The sequence below is a fragment of the Paenibacillus oralis genome (assembly GCF_003863965.1).
GTDB lineage: Bacteria > Bacillota > Bacilli > Paenibacillales > Paenibacillaceae > Fontibacillus > Fontibacillus oralis.
This window is the reverse complement of the sequence record NZ_RRCN01000001.1, coordinates 4,179,618-4,198,252: the sequence shown is the minus strand read 5'-3', so window position 1 is coordinate 4,198,252 and position 18,635 is coordinate 4,179,618. Positions and strand designations below refer to the sequence as shown.

The window sequence follows — 18,635 nt, the reverse complement described above, 5'->3', positions numbered from 1 at the left end:
ACCTAATGAGCGTTCTTCGCTTCCTTCTTAACGGCCCGCTGCGCAGACGGATTCGCAGGCTTCAGGCGCAGCTGGAACTGCTGACCGGCCGCGTCGAGCGGTTGGAGGAAAGCATCGCCGCCGCCTCTTTTCCCGATCCGGACACGCAGCAAAAACTGTCGCAATCGGTAGGACAGAACATTTCGATCGAAACGTCAAACTCGGCCCTGCGCGGAATTTTGATCTCCGTGCAAAGCGATTCCCTGGACCTGAGCGACGAGCTTGGGCAGCGCGTAATCGTGCCCGCCGCCAGAATTACGGCGATTCGCTTGAAAGAGAAGTAATCTTTTTCATCTTTTGCTTCCGGCTAATCATTGCCGGATTTTTTTTGCGAGATCACATGGCAATTCAGGTCATTGCGCTTCGCCTCGAATATGGTGCCACATCTTTGGTGCCACATCGTTATCATATCGATCCAGCCGCGATGCTCGGCGATCTTTCCGTCCACTACGCGGGTATTGACGATACAACGAAACATCAATTTGGTTCCCCGTAGGCGCAGTTCCAAAAAACACGCCTTGGTGCGTGCCTTTTACCGTCATTCTTACGAGTACCTTTTCCCCTTGACCGATGATCTCTTCCGCCAACGGATTGCCGATCGTCATTTCGGGATTAAAAACTTTGCTGAAAACCGGCGAAATGCTGGCAAGCGAGTAAACAAATCATGTTGAAATCCCCTATGAAAAGAGCTGTGTGACAACATGGTTATTTTTGATAGGATATTTTATTAAAAATAGCTTGACACCTAATACTCACTTTTATATAATAAAATAGTCGCTCACGGGGCCATAGCTCAGCTGGGAGAGCGCATCGCTGGCAGCGATGAGGTCAGGGGTTCGATCCCCCTTGGCTCCACCATATTACACCTTGAGGATCGTTAGCTCAGTTGGTAGAGCAGTTGACTCTTAATCATCTGGTCCAGGGTTCGAGTCCCTGACGATCCATAGACGAAAACGGCAGATATGCCGTTTTTTTGTTTATGTTTGCGATGGTCACGGTTTGACTGCGAAAATAGCGGTAAAAAAGGTCTCTATTTTAGCCAATGATGAAGTTTTGCTAAAATAAAGGAATTTTTTACCGCTATTGTCGTTAGATGAGGTGGATTAGAGCTTTTTCCAAGGGTTATCGGCGAGATAAGAACAAAAAATTCCGCTATTACACCGACAAGGGCCGGAGTATCAAAAATAACGCCCAAAATTACCGCTATCTTCGGCGTGGGCGGCCGAAAATTCCCGACTAGGCATTAAAAAGAAGCCCCTTACAACGGTTGCTTGCCGCTTCCGCCGTCTAAGGGAGCTTCTTTTTTTCGTGTTTCGTGTATTAATTGATAAATTCGAGGTATTCCAGCATGCGTTTCAGCAGAACAGCGCTTTGGGCGCGGGTGGCAAGCTCGTCGGGAGCAAACGCGTTGTTGTTCGCGCCTTCGATTATCCCTGCCGCAAGCAGTTGCTTGACGGGGTCCTGAGCCCAGCCCGCAATGCCGGAATGGTCGGAAAAGCGCTCAAGCGAAAGAGTATGCGCCTCCGGCAATTTCCCGGCAAAATCCGCGGCGCGGGCAATCATGACCGCCATCTGCTCGCGGGTGATCGGCGCGTTTGGCTTAAACGAACCGTCCGGATACCCGTTAATGAGCCCGGCGGCAACGGCAGCTTCTACCGTCCCTGCGTACCAGGCGCCGCCCGCCGGAACGTCGTTAAAAGCGGATTGGCCCGTTTTTTCGCGAAGCCCCAGGGACCGTACGAGCATTGCTGAAAATTCGGCGCGGGTGACTTGACCGTCAGGCGTAAAACGCCCGTCAAAGCTGCCGGTCAGGACAAGCTTGTTCGCGAGCATTTCAACATCGGTTTGCGCCCAATGCCCCCGGACATCCGAAAAATTGCGTTCCGATTGAACCACGGTATACATGCCGTTATGCGGCGCATAGATGAAGGCTTCGGTTCCGTCCCCTTCCGCTTTAAATACCGAAGGGACAAAATGTGCCCGCCCGTTTGCATCCACCCGCACCGCGGTGGACTTGGCGGGATTAACCCCGCTAGTAAGCCTGATCGATCGCTTCGTATAAACCGCTCCTGTATCCGTCAGCTCCTCACCATCTAAGGAAAGTGAAAAGTCAACCGGTGCCGCAAGCAATTGGTAGCCTTGTCCGGCCAGCGTTTCTTCCAGTTCACCGGCTGCGGCGTCCGTCTGTTTGGCGATGGTGACGCTTAGGACCGGTCCGCCGGAAATGTTGTCCATGACTTGCAGCGGCAGGCCGTAGCTAAGCCCGCCTGAACGTATCTGCAAAACCCCCTCCGGCTGCGTCAAGAGCGACTCCCGCAATGCTTCCACGGGCAAGTCGGCTATGGTGATCGGATCCAAGCCGTTAACGGCGATGATGACTTCGCGTTCCGAGGCAAATGCGGCGCTTAGGAGCTCTCCATCCAGAATGAGCCGCGTTATAGTTCTCCCATCGTTTGCCGTTTCTTTTACGACATTAACCTTGGCTTCCTTCCCGTTGACTTCAATTGTCATGGTTGAACCCGACGCCGGAGTATCTCCCGGCTTATCCGCACCGGCTGAGGAACGGGAGCGGTGCGATCCCGAAGAACCGGAACTCCCCGGTGTACCCGGATCAGTCGGGCCGGTTGGGCCGGTTGGGTCGGTTGGGTCGGTTGGATCAGTTGGACCGGCCGGGCCATCCGGATCATCGGGATCCCCCGGATTTTCCGGCGTATCTTCGATCGTCATCGCGATGCGGCCCACATCCGTGCTCTCCCCCGCGGTTACGTTTACAGTAAGGGAATAGGTTTTATACCCTGAAGCCGTAAACGTAACGGTTTGCTTTCCTTCAGGAATGTTATACAAAATAAAATTCCCTTGGCTGTCGGTCGTGGCACTGTTGCCGTACACGGCGGCCGTAACTCCGGAAAGCGGGGCTTCCCCCCTTCCGTAAACAGTTCCTGTCACCGTTCCGGCGGTTGCCGGAGGCGGCATTACGGTCACCTTGGCGGTTGCCGTAAAGGAGCCGTCCACGGTCGTGACCGTGATCTCGGCTTCACCCATCGCCACCGGAGTGACTTCGCCGCTTTGGTTGACCTCGGCCACCTCCGGTGCGCTGGAACTCCAAATCACCGCAGGTTCGGTCGCCCCTTCGGGCAGGACGACGGCGGCAAGCTTTTGCGGCGCCTGGCCCAGGACAAACGTCAGCCGATCCGGCTCCAGCCTAACTCCGGTGACGCGAACCGCTGCCTGAATATCGGCCGCCGTAAGCCGGACGCTGGTCCAGGCCCGGATCAAGCCATTCGAATCCGCCTCGAATACGTTTAAATACTGCCCCGAAGTAACGTCCGGAATGTCCTCTCCTAACCGGTACGCCACAGCGCCCTCAGGAAGCCCGGCGCCAAGCAGCGGCCGAACATCCGCCGAATCGCTAAGCGTATAAGCAAACGTATGATTCGCGCCTTGCGGCTCCGCCGTCACCTTGGCGGATTGGTACGCGGCGCCGGGGCCGACACTGAAGGTAGCTATCTCGGGCGCTTGCTCTTTAACCGTCAGCTGGAGCGTCGTACGGTCGGTGGCGCCTCCGGCATCCGTTACCGTAATATTGATGCTGTACGTGCCGGGCTGCTCCGCCGTACCTTGAAGCACCGCCGTATGCATCCCCGTACCGATTAGGCTCAGACCGTCGGGAAGGCCGGTCGCGCTCCAGGTAATTCCGCCTCTTGCACCGTCAAATACCGCAAGCGAAACCGAATAAGGGACAGCTTTGACCGCATCCGGTAAATCTTCAGTTAGAATCGCCGGTCTTAGGTAAGGATACCCGTCATTTACCGCCGGATTGATCGCCCACGTATTCGTGAAATCCCAGCCCGCATCCGTATATGTGGATTGCTGCCGCATCTCGCTCGTCTCCCGGGCGTTCGCTCCGCTCGGATCGCTGCCGGCCGTTACCCCGGTGGTAACGGAGTCGAAAAAAGAATCCGCAACGAAAGAACCTGCGAAATTGTCTATCCCCACCAATCCGGCGATCAACGAGTAAGACGCCCCCGCTAAATTGGACTTGTCGACATACCCGGCCGCATAAGTACGCTGAGCGCTGCCGTAAACGATATGGGGCACAAGGCCGCTGGAGAAGAGATAATAGTTCGTGCTGGTCTGGTTCGATACGTTTCCTATCGCATACGAATCGCTGATCCCGCCTCTGCTTTGACTGCCGGCCAACCCGCCGACATAGATGTTGGGGGCCGTACCGCTAACGACGGATGCCATAGAAAAGGAGCGGGTGATTTCGCCTCTGGTCCCTCCTGCCAATCCGCCAGTAACCGCACCCGGAGCGGCGTTCTCCCCCCCTTTGACACTGCCCGTTACATAAGCACGGTCGATGCTGCCGTCGTTCATCAGACCGACCAGTCCGCCGGTATAGGCGCCTCCCTCGATATGAACATCTACCCCCAGGTTTTTGATCACCCCCGTTGAGCTGCCGAAAAATCCGACATTTTCCCGTTGGCTGTCGATCACCTCAATACCGGAGACCAAATGGCCCCTTCCATCAAAAATACCGCTAAATGCGGCATGCTCGTTGCCGCCGAAAGGAATCCAGTTAAAACCGGTTAAATCAATATCGTTCTCAAGGCGAATCTTCCGGTTTAGATATTCCTCCTGGTTTTGATCGATATAAACGAGTTGCTCCACCGTGAATATTTGAACCCAGCCATCCGCTTCGGGCGGCGCTGAAATAGCGGCTTCGGCATGGACGGCACGGCTTCCCCACGGTTCAAGTATCGCAAACATCATTAGCAAGGCTAAGAAAGCAGATAAGCGTTTTGTCATATTGGATCCCCTTTACAAGTAATAGATGCGTAAGAAAAACGCCTGACGTCGTCTTTCAGTGGCTCTGACTTCTACTTTGGAGCGATTGGAGGCTCTTCCTAAACTTTGGACGCTGCTCTAACGGACACCAGCGACCTTATCCGCCTATTTCCCGGGTATTTCCCAGCCTAACGGACACAGGCGACCCTATTTCGCCCTAAACCCGTTCATCCAGGACGATTTGAGGTAAATAACGTCATCTGTGTCCGTTACATTTTGCAAACTCCCGTTTTTTCGCAAATAACGGCTCTGGTGTCCCTTAGCCTCCGCCCCAGGTTCCTCTTCTCCTCCCCCTCTCTACCTGCGGATCACCCTCTACCATGCCCGAAATTTTATAAATTCGATAAGGTTAAGAAAAACGTCTATCGACGTACTCTCTGAGCAGCCACACCGCGTTTAGCGGTAGTTTTTCCCCACGATTATAGAATCGCTACCGCTCCGCTGAAAATTTATAGATTCTATAACCTTAAAAAATACGAATTTTTATTTTTAATAGTCGCATTTCATAGTGTAATATAATGGCATGATCATGATGTTTCATTTTTGTTTCAGATTTTAAATATAGAAGGAAGATGGGGAATGGAATCGATATCGACAGAAAAAAATGAAATTGCCCGCCGTCAAGTAATCGGCTTTTCCCGGGAAATGAACAGTCTGGAGCAGTGGGTGGCGGACCCCAGTGGGGATTTACGGCTATTCTCGGTTTCCGGTATCGGCGGCATCGGTAAAACGACGCTGCTGACGGAAATGTTCCGTAGGGCCAAACAAGCTTCGCTGCTTGTGTTGTGGCTGGATGGCCAATCCGAGCTAACGACTTCCGGAGCTTTTTTATCCAGTCTGGAAATGAGCCTGCAAAACGAATACGGCAGATTCAGGGACCCGGATGTCCCCCTCCTGCCTTATCTGGTGGCGGAGCTGTCCAAGCAGCGGTCCGTTTTGGTGATGGATAACTGCGAACGTTTGGACCTGATTGAAAGCTGGCTGCTTTCCAGCTTTTTGCCGAGGCTGAAAGATGCGGAGGTGCTGCTTGTCATCGCCTCGCGAAACGGCCTTCCCGTCAAATGGCGGACGAATCCGCTTCTGGACGGGCGCATTCAAACGTTTCCCCTGAAGCTTTTTTCGCGTGAAGAAATACACGAGTATTTGCGCGATAGCGGTTTGGAAGAGGCCGTGCAAAAGGAAATCGCGCAAAAAACGGAGGGGCTTCCCCTGCTGCTGGCGATGATCGTGGACTTGCAGCGTTCCCGGGAAGGGGATGTCCGGGAAATCCCCAGCATGCTTAGCGCCGAATTTTTAAAAGAAGTCGCTTCCCCTTCCCTGTTCCAAGCGTTAACCGTCCTGTCGCTGCTGCCGGCAGCCGACCAGCCTGCCATCGACAATTTGCTGGACGATCCGATAACCGCTTCCGGCTATTTTGAGCTCGGGAAGCTGTCCTTTATCCGCAGCACTCCATACGGCCTGTCCCTGCACCATGTCGTTGCCCGCCTTTTGCGGGAAGAGCACGCCCGGCGAAACCCAAGCCAGTTTCGGCGGCAGCGTCTTCATGTGTTCAAGCTGCTCGCCGAACAATTCCGGCTGGCGGATAAACGCCGGCAAATGCAGATTGCCGCCCATGTGCTGGAGCTTTACCGGGAGTTTCTGCCGGCTGCCCATGCCTACGCCGATTTTTCGTCCACCCTGAAGCCGCAGGAACACAGCCCTTATCGTGCGGAGGATTTGCCCGACCTGCAGCGGTTTCTGGGCTGGTCGATTTCCAACTCCGATTGGCAATCCGAACTGGTCGATCCGCGAGAATATCACGAACTTCTGGAAACGATCGCCACCGATCATCCCGAGGGGATTTTTGTCGTGCGTGACCCGGGCGGAACCCCAGTGGCGTTTTGCGCCGGCTTCTGGCTGCATGCCGGGACGATGCCGCTATTGGATCGTTACGCTCCCCGGCTTAGTTCCATATTGGGTGAGGATTCTTCCGGGCTGCGCCTTCTCCCCGCGGAAGCGGCCGACACGATCTGCGTGCTGCTCGCCGCGGTGAATATCCGGCACCCCCTTTACCGTCCTGAGGAATTGGGCGCTTTGCTGATGCGGCAATGGCTGATTTTTATGACCCGCGGATTTAAGGGCATCAATATCACCGCAGATCCGAATTTAAACAGCTTATTTTCCCTGATGGGTTTCAAGGAAAGCGGCCGGATCAAACCCGAAGGCCCTGAAGATACGGGAGGACTGACGCAATGGGAACTCGATTTTCGGCAAGCTGCGTTTGAGGAATGGGTGCAAAAGGTGATCCGGCAGACCGGCCCGGCAGACGATGCGCCAAACATGCCAATGCCCGGAGCTGGCCAAGACCTGTCCGTGCCGATCGATGGCAAGACCGTAAAACGAATCTTGGAGCGGCTGTACGATACCGAACAGCTGGAACGGATACCGTCCGTTCGTGCCCTGCATCTGCCCGCTGCCGCCTTGCAAAAAAACGTGCTGGATCTATTGATGGCCGAACCTCCAGCCTATCCTTTAACAAAGCTGGAACAGCAAATCCTCAGGGAAAGCTTTGTGCGGAAAGAATGGAACAAAAACGAGCTCGCCGCCCGTTTCCATATGAGCCGGACGACATTTTACCGCCATTCCCGGACCGCCTTGGAACATTTTGCCCATGTGCTGTCACGTCTGGTCTGATGTTGCATTCGAATTCACTCATGTACACGCCGATCCGTCCGGGTCGGCTACCCGTTTTTCCGCACGGCGCCTGCACTTCCTCCCCTTTTCTCCGCCAATCACCTCTATTCCTAACCCTGCATACCTATAAAGAACCATTCAAATTTAGAATAATTTTTTCGGCAACAAAGTATGTTTTTATCAAAAGGGCTTGTAAGCGGATACAATCCGGCAAGCTTTTTCCGCTACACTATCGGCATTCTTACTTCAGGGAGGGAAAAAACATGGCCTTCATGAAACAAAACGGTTGGCAGATTGCGTCCGTCGTGTTGTGCATCGCATTGTGCGGAGCTTTGCTATTCGGCTGTTCCGGCAAAAGCGGCGAAGGGGCTGGCGGGTCCGGAAAAACGGCGATTACGATCACGTACCGGGACGACGGCGCCGGGGAAAAAGGTACGTTTTACAAATGGATCAATGAAGTTGCCGCCGGCTATCCGAATAAAAACGTGGTAATCAAGCCGACGCCGATTCAGGCGTCCGAAGGGGACTATTTTGCTAAAGTCGCTTTGGCTCTGAAATCGAAAGATACGGCGCCGGACATCGTCACGGAGGATACGTTTATCTTGAACTCCGACGCCAGCGCGGGTTACCTTGAGCCGCTTGATGAACGGCTGAAAGCATGGGAGGATTGGACCAACGGCTCGTTTATCGAAGCGATGAAAAAAGGCGTGACCGCCAGCGACGGCAAGGTGTACGGGGTACCCTACAATACCGATTCACGCGGACTTTGGTATAACAAGGAAATTTTCAAGCGGGCCGGACTTCCCGAGGATTGGCAGCCCAAAACCTGGGACGAAGTGCTGGGCGCAGCCCGGACGATCAAAGAAAAGGAACCGGACGTCGTGCCGATCTGGATGAACATGGGCAAGGCAACGGGCGAAGCCACCTCGATGCAAACTTATGAAATGCTGCTGTACGGGACGGGCGAACGGCTTTACGATGAGGCCGGCGGAAAATGGATCGTGCAAAGCCAAGGCATCCTCGACGCGCTCGGGTTTATAGAAACCGTGAACAAGGAGCAGCTCGGGCCGCCGCTCTCCAAAGTGCTGAACGGTCAGGCCGGCAACACCGCTTCGCGTGAATATTTGCCGAAGGGCAAGCTGGCGATTTCGCTCGACGGCTCCTGGATTACCGGCAACTATCTGGACACCGGAGCCGCCCCTTGGCCGGAATACAAAGACGTGCTCGGCTTTGCCCCGATGCCGACGAGTCAAGGCCAGGATCCCGGCACGATCACGCTGGCCGGCGGTTGGGCGTTGTCCATCCCAAGCAATGCCAAACATAAAGACGAAGCTTGGGAGTTTATCAAATACGCGCTAAACAAAGAAAACAGCCAAAAACTCGTCATGTCCTCCGGTAACATTACGGTTCGGGCCGATGTGGCCAAAGATCCGGAATATACGAAAATGCCGTTTAACGAAATCGCCACGGAATATTTGCAAAACGCCGAGTTCAGACCGGCCCAGGAAAAGTACCCGGAAGTGTCCACGCAAATCCAAACGATGGTCGAATCCGTAGCCACGGGAACATCTCCAGCCGACGCCGCCAAAAAATACGCTCAGGATATCACCCGCATCGTCGGCGTAGATCATGTGACGCAAAAATAGCGGTGAGCGACTTGCCTTCGGGAGGTGAACGACATGAGCAGCATAACGGCCGAACCGTATCGGCAAAAAAGAAATTCATTAACGTGGCTCTACTTTTTGCTTCCGTCCGTCCTCATCATGCTGATTTTCTTCATTTATCCGGTATTCCTGACCTTTTTCTATTCGTTCACGAATTTGGCCTTAACCGGAGAATCCGCGAAGGAACTGAAATTTGTCGGGATCGATAACTATATCCATATGTTCAAGGACCCCACGGTTCGCATCAGCATCTGGAATACGCTGATTTTCCTGTTTGGCTCGGCGGTGATCGGCCAGCAGGTGCTCGGTTTTGTCATCGCTTTATTGATGAAGCATAAAAACAAGCTGTTCCGCCGCGTCATCGGCACGATCGTGCTGGCCGGCTGGGTAACTCCGGAAATCGTCTGCGCCTTGTGCCTGTACAGTTTTTTCGGAGACGAAGGCACGTTAAACTCAGGTCTCGCCTTTTTTGGCATCCCGGTGGTCACCTGGCTGTTCACCGTGCCGATGCTGACGATCATTCTGGCCAACATCTGGCACGGGACCGCCTTCTCCATGCTCGTGTTTCAAGCGGCGCTGGACGATGTGCCAAGCGAGGTCGAAGAGGCGGCCGTCGTCGACGGGGCCTCGAGATGGCAGGTGCTCACCCGGATCATCTTGCCCTATATTAAGGAAAGTTTTGTCACCAATATGATGCTCGTTACCTTGCAGACGCTTGGGGTATTTGGGCTGATCTACGCCATGACCGGCGGAGGACCGGGCACTTCGACGACGACGCTGCCAATCTTTATGTACAATCAGGCCTTTGTCAATTATCAGCTGGGATACGGAACGGCGATCTCCCTGCTGCTCCTGCTGATCGGAGTGGTGCTCAGCCTGTTCTATATCCGTTCGTTGAAATAACCTTTTGACAAGGAGACTTCGTATGAACGCCAAACAACGCAAAATCGTCTACAGGGTGTTGCCGTACGCCATTCTTACCTTTATCGGCATCTGTTTCGTGCTGCCGCTGCTTTGGGTCATCGTCGCCTCGATTGACTCGAACGCGATGCAGACGCTGAAACTTCCGCATCGGGTGACGGCGGATAACTATATCGAAGTGATCACCAGCCGGGAAAATCAGCGCGCCTTCCTGATCGGACTTCTTATGTCGCTTGGCCAGGCGGTGCTCGTCGTGGTCCTGGCCCTGCTTGCGGCCTATCCCTTATCACGGTACCAAATGAAATATAAAAAGCCGTTCATGCTGACCGTTTTATTTATGACCTCCCTGCCGATTACGGCCGTGATGGTCCCGGTGTACCAATTGTTCCTCACCCTGAATTTGTATGATCAGATTTACGGGGTAATCCTGTTTTATGTCGCCTCCTCAATGCCTTACGGGATCTGGATGCTGAAAAACTTTATGGACTCCGTGCCGCAGGACCTGGAGGAAGCGGCATGGGTCGACGGAGCGTCGGTGTTTACGGGCATCCGCAAAGTGATTGCTCCCCTGATGATACCGGGCATCTGCACGGTGGCCATCTTCACGTTTTCGGGAAGCTGGGGCAATTTCTTCGTTCCGTATATTTTGCTGCAAACCCCCGAAAACTTCCCGGCTTCCTTAAAGCTGTACCAGTTTTTCGGACAATACGGGATGGTGGAGTACGGGAACCTGGCCGCTTTCTCCATCCTGTATGCGGTCCCTTCCGTCGTTTTGTATATCCTTTCGCAGCGGTTTATGTCCAAAGGCTTTGGCCTTCAGGGCGGCACGAAAGGATAAGAAGAACGTCCATCAACGTACTTTCGAGGAAGCCAAACCGCGCTTAAAGGTAGCTTTTCTTGCGATTATAGAATTGCTAAAGAAGAGGGGAAAGCCCACGAAATGCAAAAGTGCAGGCGGTTTTTGTCGAAACTCCCCTAAACCGGTGGCTCAAATGTATAAGTGCAGTTCATTTCCGGTCAAAAGTTACTTTTTTAGCGTACAGCCCTAAATGAGATGTACTTTTGCAGTTGATCTCACCGGGTTCCCTTTCTTCCCATGAAAAACAATCTTTCCGCCGCTCTGTTTCAGCGTCAACTCTACAGGTAGATGATGGCTTTCCCCAATTACATCAAGGCCTACTTGCCGATATAAATAATCTTACAAAGAAGCAGGGCCGCGCCTGCGGACGCGGTCTCCCTTATTTATTCAGCTTCCTTGTTCATCCCCTCATAGTGGCCGGCCATATCCGCGCAAATCCCCGCCATCCGCCGTACGAGACGGTCAGGCTCGCGAATCGTCAGCGCTTTGCCGTAAGGCAGCAAATAGTACGGCACATAAGTATACAGAGCGGATGAATCCATTTTGAATTCCGCTTCCCCTTCACTCCGCCGAACCAGCGTGTGGCCGAACATCCAATGGTTTTGCAGTTCATTTAAGACCCGGTCATGTCCGGTTATGCGAACGGTGACCAGGGACTCCTCCCGCAGCGAAGACGGCAGCAATCCGCCCAGCAAAAAATCTTTCGCGGAAAAATCCGCCGGCCGCTCAAACCGGTGATCCGAAGGCTCCAAGCGGACGATGCGGTCCACCCGGAAGCTGCGCAGACCCTGCCGCAGGCGGCAAAAACCGGCCGTATACCAGCTCCCCTTCCAGTGAATGATGCCGTAACAATCAAACACGCGGCTCTCCACGGCCGAATCCTTGCCCCGCGCATACTCCATAACAAGCGATCGGCCTTCCGCCGCCGCTTCCTCCAGCTGCTGCAGAAAAACCGACTGCTTCTCGCCCACGGGCGGATAAATCACGGACACGCCGCGGCCGTGGCGTTCCATTTGATCCAGTTGCTTCTCGTTCGTATAACGCTTAAGTTTCTCTAACGCCCGCTCCAACTCGGCGGAAAACGGGTACCCCGCCTCCTTGGCGAATATCGAAGCGTGCACCAGCGCCTTCTGCTCGTCCGCATCAAACAGCAGCGGCGATTCCGCGAAGTCGCCGAGAATCCGATAACCCCCGTTAGGTCCTGAATCGGCGATGATCGGCACGCCGCTGGCGCACAAAGAATCGATGCAGCGGTATACGGTTCGGATATGGATCTCCAGCTCGTCCGCCAGCTGCTGGGCCGTCATCTTTTTTCCCGACCGCAGCAGCCAAAGAATGGACAACATATTATCGGCTTTGGACACGGCTCTCTACCTTTCTCATGGGAAATTCTTGTGCGTGAAGTAATGCCTCTATTGTAAATGGATCAGGCGAGCGGCGCCATCTCTTAAACTTTAGTTGGAGTAACTGCGGCATCCCGGGCTCCAGTCTTTTGCTAACGGTTGTATATGAGTGGGGCGCCCAGTTTCGTTTAAACATGACCATCGTTTTCATTTGCAGCATATGATAATGCAAGTTGACTTCAAAGCAGGTGGTGTGCTTGGCAAAAAGAAGACGAAAGACGAAAAAAACGGACGATGCGATAGTTACCGCCAACGATCTGGCGATCATCGGGGCCGGATTCGCCGCTCTGGGGAACTTTTTTGAATTGCTGTCCCTGCTAAAGCTTCGGGAGGAGGAGACAGCCGACGGGGAAGCGGCGAAGACCCCCAAGCCTAAAAGGTCATAAGGGGTTCAGAATAGTCAAAAAAGGCGCGGGATCATCGACCCCGGGCTCCTTTAAGTGCGTATGAACTACCTTTTAAGAGTTTCGCGACAGCTTGGCTACTTTTAGCCGCCACTTTCTCCACTTCACATATACAATCACCAGCAACAGAGCCCCAAGGCCCATAAAGAAATACTTCAGATACTTCTCCACCAGCCCGATCACGTACTGCCACTGCTCGCCAAACACGAATCCAATGCTTACAAAAGCGGTAACCCATATAGCCGCACCGACATAGGCATAAAGGGCAAACGTACGAAAAGGGACGCGAATGATGCCTACAAAATATCCGAAAAACTGTCTGACCCCAGGTACGAAAAAGTTGATCAACAGCATCTTATTCCCGTACTTTTCATAAATCCGCCTTGTTTTCTCTAAATGGGAAGGTTTCAAAAAAATCCATTTGCCGTAGCGCTCAATCAGCGGCGCCCCGATCCGGCGGCCGATCCAATACGTAATCGTTACGCCGATCACCGATCCGGCGTAGCCGGCCAGTAAAGCCGGAACGAACTGGAGTACCCCTTTATAGGCCAAATAACCGGTATATGTTAGCGTCGTTTGTCCCGGCGGCAACGGCAGCGCGATAAAATCCACCGGCAGTCCGAGCAACAATACGAAATAACCGTAATGCTCGAACATCCGCTCAATCCAAGCCAGCACATTCATGATCGTTCTCCTTTTACGAGTTCAAGGCGCCGCCATCAATTCGCCTCATTCTTTTTTTATGTTAACAGTATACGCGGAGAATTTCCAATCCAAAATGGCCCGGGGGCGGGTTCCATCCTGGACTGCGGGCGGGGCGGCCTTTCAGTGTGGACGCTGCTCTAACGGACTCCAGCGACCTTATTCACCCATTTCCCGGGTATTTCCCAGCCTAACGGACTCACATGTCCCTATTTCGCTCTAAACTAGTTCATCCAGGCCGATTTGAGGTAAATAAGTGCATCTGTGTCCGTTACATTTTGTAAACCTCCGTTTTTCCGAAATTAACGGCTCTGGTGTCCCTTAGCCCCCAGCTCCCTCTTCTCCCCCCTCTCTACCTGCGCATCACCCTCTACCAGACCCAAAATTTTATAATTTCTAATCTTAAGGCAAAAACCGAGCCCGAGGAAGCTGACTCCCCTGACTCGGTCTTTTTAAAAAACCGGTTCATCCAAACCGCCCGGAAATGTAATCGTCCGTCCGTTTTTCCGAAGGGTTCGTAAAGATTTTGCTGGTGTCGTCAAACTCGACCAGCTCACCCATAAGGAAAAACGCGGTTTTCTCCGATACCCGCGCGGCCTGATGCATGTTGTGGGTAACGATGATAATGCAGTATTCGCGTTTTAATTCGGCGATCAGTTCCTCGATTTTGGCGCTCGAAATCGGGTCCAGCGCAGAAGCCGGCTCATCCATCAAGATGATGCTCGGATTCACCGCGATCGAGCGGGCGATGCAGAGACGCTGCTGCTGTCCTCCGGATAAAGCCAGCGCCGAGCTGTGCAGCCGGTCTTTCGTCTCGTTCCAGAGCGCGGCTTTGGTGAGCGACTCCTCCACGATCTGATCCAGCTTCTTCTTGTCGCGAATGCCGTGATAACGCGGTCCAAACGCGATATTTTCATAGATCGATTTATGAAAAGGATTCGGTTTCTGCCACACCATGCCGATCTTTTGCCGCAGCAGCACGACATCGGTTTTCGAATCATTGATATTGTCGTCCCCGATCCAGATGTCCCCGGTGATCCGGGCGCCGGATATCAAATCGTTCATCCGGTTCAGACTGCGCAGGAACGTCGATTTCCCGCAGCCGGACGGCCCGATTAACGCCGTCACCTGCCGCGAGGCGAAGTCGAGCGAAATGTCTTTTACGGCTTGTTTTTCTCCGTAAAACACGCTCAAGTTTTTCGTGGATAATGCGGTATTTTGCACCTCGGAGCCCTCCTATTTCGTAGCCGTAAATTTCTTGTACATCAGGCGGCCGACCCAACGTGCGAGCAGGTTGAACAGAAGCACCGTGATGATGAGCACGGCCGATGCGCCCGCGGCGATTTCGGGAGCATCCGGAGCCAGTCCTTCGGAATTGATCTTCCAGATATGGACGGCAAGCGTCTCCGCCGGGCGAAACGGGTTCAGCGGCGACGTCGGGCTAAGCGGGTTCCAGTTCCCGAAATCCAGTCTCGGGCTGCTCATGCCCGCCGTAAACAACAGTGCCGCCGCTTCGCCAAACACGCGGCCCGCAGCCAGAATCGTCCCGGTCAAAATGACCGGCAGCGCGATCGGCAGCATGATCGATTTGATCGTTTTCCATTTGGACAGGCCCAGCGCCAGGCTCGCTTCCTTCTGCGCCTGCGGCACGCTGGCCATGCCCTGCTCCGTAATCCGCACCATCAGCGGCAGGTTAAATACAGTTAACGCCAGCGCCCCGGAGAACAAGGAGAAGCCGAAACCAAAAACGTTAACGATCACAAGCAAGCCGAACAAACCGACGACAATCGACGGAAAAGAAGACAATACTTCGACGATCAGCCGGATAAAATTCGTCAGTTTGCCCGGTTTCGCATATTCACTCATATAGATGCCGGCGCCGAGTCCAAGCGGAATCGTGATGATCAGCGTCAGAACAAGCAGGAACAAGGAATTGAATAATTGCGGACCAATCCCGCCGCCCGCCTTGATCGTTTCCGGCGGAGAAGTCAGAAAATCAAAGCTGATATGGCCTAGCCCGCGGACTAAAATAAACCCGAGCAGCCCGACCATGATCAGCACAATAACGCCTGCCAGCGCAATAATGACGGCAGTGGCGATTTTGTCTGCTGTTTTTGCACTCATCGTTTTGCTCTCCTTTCAAGCCACCGTACGATAAAGACGAAGACGAAGGTCATCAGCATCAAAATTAAGGCAAGCGTCCAAAGCACGTTGTTTTGCATCGTCCCCATAACCGTATTGCCCATGCTGAGCGTAATGACGCTGGTCAGCGTGGAGGTGGATTCAAACAGCGAGCGCGGAATATGCGGCGCGTTCCCGATCACCATCTGTACGGCGAGCGCTTCCCCGAAGGCCCGGGCCATCCCCAGCACGACCCCGGTGAGCAGCGAAGGCAACGTGGTTGGCAGGACGGTCCGCCACAAGGTTTGCCACCGCGTGGCCCCCAAAGCATAAGAACCTTCTTTCAAGCCGGGAGGTAGAGCGGTGATCGCATCCGTGGCGATGGACGTAATCGTAGGCAATATCATGATCGACAATACCGTCGCCCCCGCAAAAATGCCCAGCCCTTGTCCGGGAAAAATGTCCCGGTAAAACGGGACGATCACGCTCAGGCCTACAAAACCATAAACGACCGAAGGGATCCCGGCCAGCAGCTCGATCACCGGCAGCAAAAACTTTTTGCCGAATTTTGGCATAATTTCGACCATAAACAGAGCCGCGCAGATGCTGAGCGGCGCAGCGATGAGAGCCGCCAGGATCGAAGTGCTGAACGATCCCAAAATGAAAGGGAGCGCTCCGAACATCGGAGGTACGCCCTCCGGCCTCCACTCGGTGCTTCCAAAAATTTGGCCGATCGAAATCCCGTCCTGAAAAAAGGTGCTTAAGCCCTTGGTTGAGACAAAATACACCATCGAGAAAATCGTCACAACCAGCAGCACGATGCAAAATGAAGTAAATATTTTACCGGTCCATTCCTCTATAATGTGCGGCTGTACTTTTTTATTTTCGCCGGACTGAGCCATGAAACCTCTCCCTTTACACAGCACAGAAAGAGGCAGAAATGTCCGCCTCTTCACTCTGCCGATATGATGTTATCGTATACTGTTATTTATTTGGTAATGTTGCCGTCTACATCGCGTTTAACTTGCATTTTGCTAATCGGAATGTAGCCAAGCTCTACAACATCGCCGTCTTCTTTTTGCACATCTTCGGAAACCATGTAGTCGAGGAATGCCTTAGTAACTTCGTTAGGCTCGCCCTTCGTGTACATATGCTCGTAAGCCCATACCGGATAAGTGCCGTTTGCCACATTGTCTACAGTCGCATCCACACCTTCGTATTTCACGACTTTTACGCTGTCATCGAGGTAGGAAAGCGCCAGATAACCGATGGCTCCCGGCGTTTCGCCGACAAGCTTCTTAACCGTACCGGAGGAATCCTCTTGAATCGAGCCTTGCAGGTCTTCCGTTTTCGTGCCAAGCGCGTATTTCTCAAAAGTAGCGCGCGTACCGGAACTCGAAGGACGGTTTACGATTTGAATCTTTTGATCCGGGCCGCCCAGGTCTTTCCAGTTCGTTACTTTACCCGTAAAGATTTGCACCAGTTGGTCTTTCGTAAGGTTATCGATCGTTACCTCCGGATTCACTACAGCGGCCATAGCGACAACCGCTACTTGATGGTCAACCAGCTCGGAAGCTTGAGCGGCTTCCAGTTTCTCTTCGGCAAACACGTCGGAGTTGCCGATGTCAGCCTGTCCTCCGGAAACTTGCGTCAGCCCCGTGCCGCTGCCTCCGCCTTGAACCTGAATGGACACGTTTGGATTTTGCTCCATGAATTTTTTCGAAACTTGATCTACCAGCGGTTGGAGAGCCGAGGAACCTACAGCCAGGATCGAACCGGACAAATCCGAAGTTGCCGCGTTCCCGCCGTTGTTCGCCGGTGCCTCGTTCGTCGCCCCACCGTTACCGCCTTCAGCACCCGAGGTGTTAGTTTTCGCGTTGCCACCCTGACCACAAGCCGCCAAGGTCAAGCTTAATACCAAAGTCAAAACCATAAGCATACTCTTTTTCATTGTCTTAGGTTTCCCCCTTATTTGTTTTACAAACTGATTATAGGCGGCGAAGATCAATCCCGTGTTTTCGTAATGTAAACTTTGTGTAAAATAACAATGTTGGGCCCCCTTTAATTTCGACAAAGGCAAACAAAAATAAACACTCCCCTCAAATGGATACAGGGAGTGTTTGTTCAATCAAACCGGTTATTCGATTTCTCTCGTATTTTTGGACAGCAGCCCGGTCAGTTCCTTCATAAACATATTGATATCTTTAAACTGGCGGTACACCGAAGCAAAACGAACATAAGCCACTTCGTCCACGGGATACAATTGCTCCATCACCAGTTCGCCGATCTCGCGGCTTTCCACTTCGGCATTGGCCGAATGGCGCACGGACCGCTCCACCTCGGACACGATGCTTTCCAGCCGCTCCACGGAAACGGGGCGTTTCTCGCAGGCGCGGATCAAGCCGCGCAGCATTTTCTCGCGGCTGAACTCCTCGCGGCTTCCATCCTTTTTAATGACGATCAGCGGCATTTCTTCCACCATTTCAAAGGTCGTAAACCGCCGGCTGCATTGCTCGCATTCCCGCCGGCGGCGGATCGACCTGTTTTCGTTGGCCGGCCTTGAATCCAGCACCTTTGTCCCCAAATAATCGCAATACGGACATTTCAACGTAAGTCTCCTCCCTTCCACAGATTGCAATTTACATTAATTCCAATAAATAACTTCGAAAAAAAGTAATGAAGTTGATAGTCCCGGCACATAATACTGTTACCAACCACAAGGAGGTGAACATCATGGCACAAAATAATAACTCTTCGAACGACCTGGTGGTTAGACAAGCTTCCGGAGCATTGGATCAAATGAAATATGAAATCGCTCAGGAACTTGGCATCTCTTTCCCACAAGACGGATATGCTGGTAACCTGACTTCTTACGAAAACGGTTCGATCGGTGGTTTCATTACGAAACGCTTGGTTACTCTCGCTGAACAACAGCTGGCGGGCCAAGCTGGCCAAGCAGGCCAATTCTAATAACGCCGATCACCCCGAAGCATTGACAGGC

General features: G+C 53.2%; 16 protein-coding genes and 2 tRNA genes. 9 read left to right on the top strand and 9 right to left on the bottom strand.

The window, feature by feature from the left end:
• Positions 1 to 5: 5 nt before the first annotated feature.
• Positions 6 to 323: a DUF2642 domain-containing protein gene (locus EHV15_RS18770; RefSeq protein WP_128632542.1), complete on the top strand. Its 318-nt coding sequence runs from the start codon at positions 6 to 8 to the stop codon at positions 321 to 323.
• Between the two features lie 23 nt (positions 324 to 346).
• Here the strand turns inward: EHV15_RS18770 and EHV15_RS37390 are convergent, their stop codons facing one another.
• Positions 347 to 520: an ester cyclase gene (locus EHV15_RS37390; protein ID WP_246062032.1), complete on the bottom strand. Its 174-nt coding sequence runs from the start codon at positions 518 to 520 to the stop codon at positions 347 to 349.
• A 301-nt stretch (positions 521 to 821) separates the two neighbouring features.
• Between EHV15_RS37390 and EHV15_RS18760 the strand changes: the two genes are divergently transcribed.
• Positions 822 to 897 (top strand) — tRNA-Ala (locus EHV15_RS18760).
• A gap of 13 nt (positions 898 to 910) precedes the next feature.
• A tRNA-Lys gene (locus EHV15_RS18755) sits at positions 911 to 983 on the top strand.
• Between the two features lie 376 nt (positions 984 to 1,359).
• Here EHV15_RS18755 and EHV15_RS18750 read toward each other — a convergent pair.
• Entirely contained in the window at positions 1,360 to 4,848 is a 3,489-nt protein-coding gene (locus EHV15_RS18750; protein ID WP_128632541.1) for an S-layer homology domain-containing protein, read from the bottom strand.
• A gap of 618 nt (positions 4,849 to 5,466) precedes the next feature.
• Here EHV15_RS18750 and EHV15_RS18745 point away from each other — a divergent pair.
• The 4 genes from EHV15_RS18745 to EHV15_RS18730 all read left to right on the top strand — a co-directional run bounded on the left by EHV15_RS18745 (position 5,467) and on the right by EHV15_RS18730 (position 10,983).
• Positions 5,467 to 7,560, top strand: coding sequence for a P-loop NTPase family protein (locus EHV15_RS18745; RefSeq protein WP_128632540.1), 2,094 nt, complete (start codon positions 5,467 to 5,469; stop codon positions 7,558 to 7,560).
• Between the two features lie 272 nt (positions 7,561 to 7,832).
• The gene (locus EHV15_RS18740) at positions 7,833 to 9,206 is read left to right on the top strand and encodes an ABC transporter substrate-binding protein (RefSeq protein WP_425464479.1); all 1,374 of its coding nucleotides are present in this window, start codon (positions 7,833 to 7,835) and stop codon (positions 9,204 to 9,206) included.
• Positions 9,207 to 9,239: 33 nt separating this feature from the next.
• Positions 9,240 to 10,127, top strand: a complete 888-nt coding sequence (locus EHV15_RS18735) for a carbohydrate ABC transporter permease (RefSeq protein ID WP_128632538.1) — start codon at positions 9,240 to 9,242, stop codon at positions 10,125 to 10,127.
• 22 nt (positions 10,128 to 10,149) lie between these two features.
• Positions 10,150 to 10,983 carry a carbohydrate ABC transporter permease gene (locus EHV15_RS18730; protein WP_128632537.1) on the top strand — a complete coding sequence of 278 codons (834 nt, stop codon included), beginning with the start codon at positions 10,150 to 10,152 and terminating at the stop codon, positions 10,981 to 10,983.
• A gap of 404 nt (positions 10,984 to 11,387) precedes the next feature.
• Here EHV15_RS18730 and EHV15_RS18725 read toward each other — a convergent pair whose 3' ends face one another.
• Positions 11,388 to 12,368: a helix-turn-helix transcriptional regulator gene (locus EHV15_RS18725; protein WP_128632536.1), complete on the bottom strand. Its 981-nt coding sequence runs from the start codon at positions 12,366 to 12,368 to the stop codon at positions 11,388 to 11,390.
• A gap of 236 nt (positions 12,369 to 12,604) precedes the next feature.
• Between EHV15_RS18725 and EHV15_RS18720 the strand changes: the two genes are divergently transcribed.
• Entirely contained in the window at positions 12,605 to 12,793 is a 189-nt protein-coding gene (locus EHV15_RS18720; RefSeq protein ID WP_128632535.1) for a hypothetical protein, read from the top strand.
• Positions 12,794 to 12,865: 72 nt separating this feature from the next.
• Here EHV15_RS18720 and EHV15_RS18715 read toward each other — a convergent pair whose 3' ends face one another.
• The 6 genes from EHV15_RS18715 to nrdR form a co-directional block, all read right to left on the bottom strand.
• A complete protein-coding gene (locus EHV15_RS18715; RefSeq protein WP_128632534.1) occupies positions 12,866 to 13,495 on the bottom strand; it encodes a DedA family protein in 630 nt (209 codons plus the stop codon).
• 483 nt (positions 13,496 to 13,978) lie between these two features.
• Positions 13,979 to 14,737, bottom strand: coding sequence for a phosphate ABC transporter ATP-binding protein PstB (gene pstB / locus EHV15_RS18710; RefSeq protein WP_128632533.1), 759 nt, complete (start codon positions 14,735 to 14,737; stop codon positions 13,979 to 13,981).
• A 12-nt stretch (positions 14,738 to 14,749) separates the two neighbouring features.
• A complete protein-coding gene (pstA, locus tag EHV15_RS18705) occupies positions 14,750 to 15,637 on the bottom strand; it encodes a phosphate ABC transporter permease PstA (RefSeq protein WP_128632532.1) in 888 nt (295 codons plus the stop codon).
• Positions 15,634 to 16,536, bottom strand: a complete 903-nt coding sequence (pstC, locus tag EHV15_RS18700) for a phosphate ABC transporter permease subunit PstC (protein WP_128632531.1) — start codon at positions 16,534 to 16,536, stop codon at positions 15,634 to 15,636. Before pstC ends, pstA begins: the two co-directional genes overlap by 4 nt.
• Positions 16,537 to 16,622: 86 nt before the next feature.
• The gene (locus EHV15_RS18695) at positions 16,623 to 17,585 is read right to left on the bottom strand and encodes a phosphate ABC transporter substrate-binding protein (protein WP_128632530.1); all 963 of its coding nucleotides are present in this window, start codon (positions 17,583 to 17,585) and stop codon (positions 16,623 to 16,625) included.
• A gap of 186 nt (positions 17,586 to 17,771) precedes the next feature.
• The gene (nrdR, locus tag EHV15_RS18690) at positions 17,772 to 18,242 is read right to left on the bottom strand and encodes a transcriptional regulator NrdR (RefSeq protein WP_128632529.1); all 471 of its coding nucleotides are present in this window, start codon (positions 18,240 to 18,242) and stop codon (positions 17,772 to 17,774) included.
• A 125-nt stretch (positions 18,243 to 18,367) separates the two neighbouring features.
• On the opposite strand from nrdR, the gene EHV15_RS18685 reads away from it, so the two are divergent.
• Positions 18,368 to 18,604 carry an alpha/beta-type small acid-soluble spore protein gene (locus EHV15_RS18685; protein ID WP_128632528.1) on the top strand — a complete coding sequence of 79 codons (237 nt, stop codon included), beginning with the start codon at positions 18,368 to 18,370 and terminating at the stop codon, positions 18,602 to 18,604.
• Positions 18,605 to 18,635 lie beyond the last annotated feature (31 nt).

What these genes read in the sequence shown, in the direction of transcription:
- EHV15_RS18770 (WP_128632542.1), top strand. Translation starts at nt 6, where the DNA reads ATGAGCGTTCTTCGCTTCCTTCTTAACGGCCCGCTGCGCAGACGGATT.
- EHV15_RS18750 (WP_128632541.1), bottom strand. Translation starts at nt 4,848, where the DNA reads ATGACAAAACGCTTATCTGCTTTCTTAGCCTTGCTAATGATGTTTGCG.
- EHV15_RS18745 (WP_128632540.1), top strand. Translation starts at nt 5,467, where the DNA reads ATGGAATCGATATCGACAGAAAAAAATGAAATTGCCCGCCGTCAAGTA.
- EHV15_RS18740 (WP_425464479.1), top strand. Translation starts at nt 7,833, where the DNA reads ATGAAACAAAACGGTTGGCAGATTGCGTCCGTCGTGTTGTGCATCGCA.
- EHV15_RS18735 (WP_128632538.1), top strand. Translation starts at nt 9,240, where the DNA reads ATGAGCAGCATAACGGCCGAACCGTATCGGCAAAAAAGAAATTCATTA.
- EHV15_RS18730 (WP_128632537.1), top strand. Translation starts at nt 10,150, where the DNA reads ATGAACGCCAAACAACGCAAAATCGTCTACAGGGTGTTGCCGTACGCC.
- EHV15_RS18715 (WP_128632534.1), bottom strand. Translation starts at nt 13,495, where the DNA reads ATGAATGTGCTGGCTTGGATTGAGCGGATGTTCGAGCATTACGGTTAT.
- pstA (WP_128632532.1), bottom strand. Translation starts at nt 15,637, where the DNA reads ATGAGTGCAAAAACAGCAGACAAAATCGCCACTGCCGTCATTATTGCG.
- pstC (WP_128632531.1), bottom strand. Translation starts at nt 16,536, where the DNA reads ATGGCTCAGTCCGGCGAAAATAAAAAAGTACAGCCGCACATTATAGAG.
- EHV15_RS18695 (WP_128632530.1), bottom strand. Translation starts at nt 17,585, where the DNA reads ATGAAAAAGAGTATGCTTATGGTTTTGACTTTGGTATTAAGCTTGACC.
- EHV15_RS18685 (WP_128632528.1), top strand. Translation starts at nt 18,368, where the DNA reads ATGGCACAAAATAATAACTCTTCGAACGACCTGGTGGTTAGACAAGCT.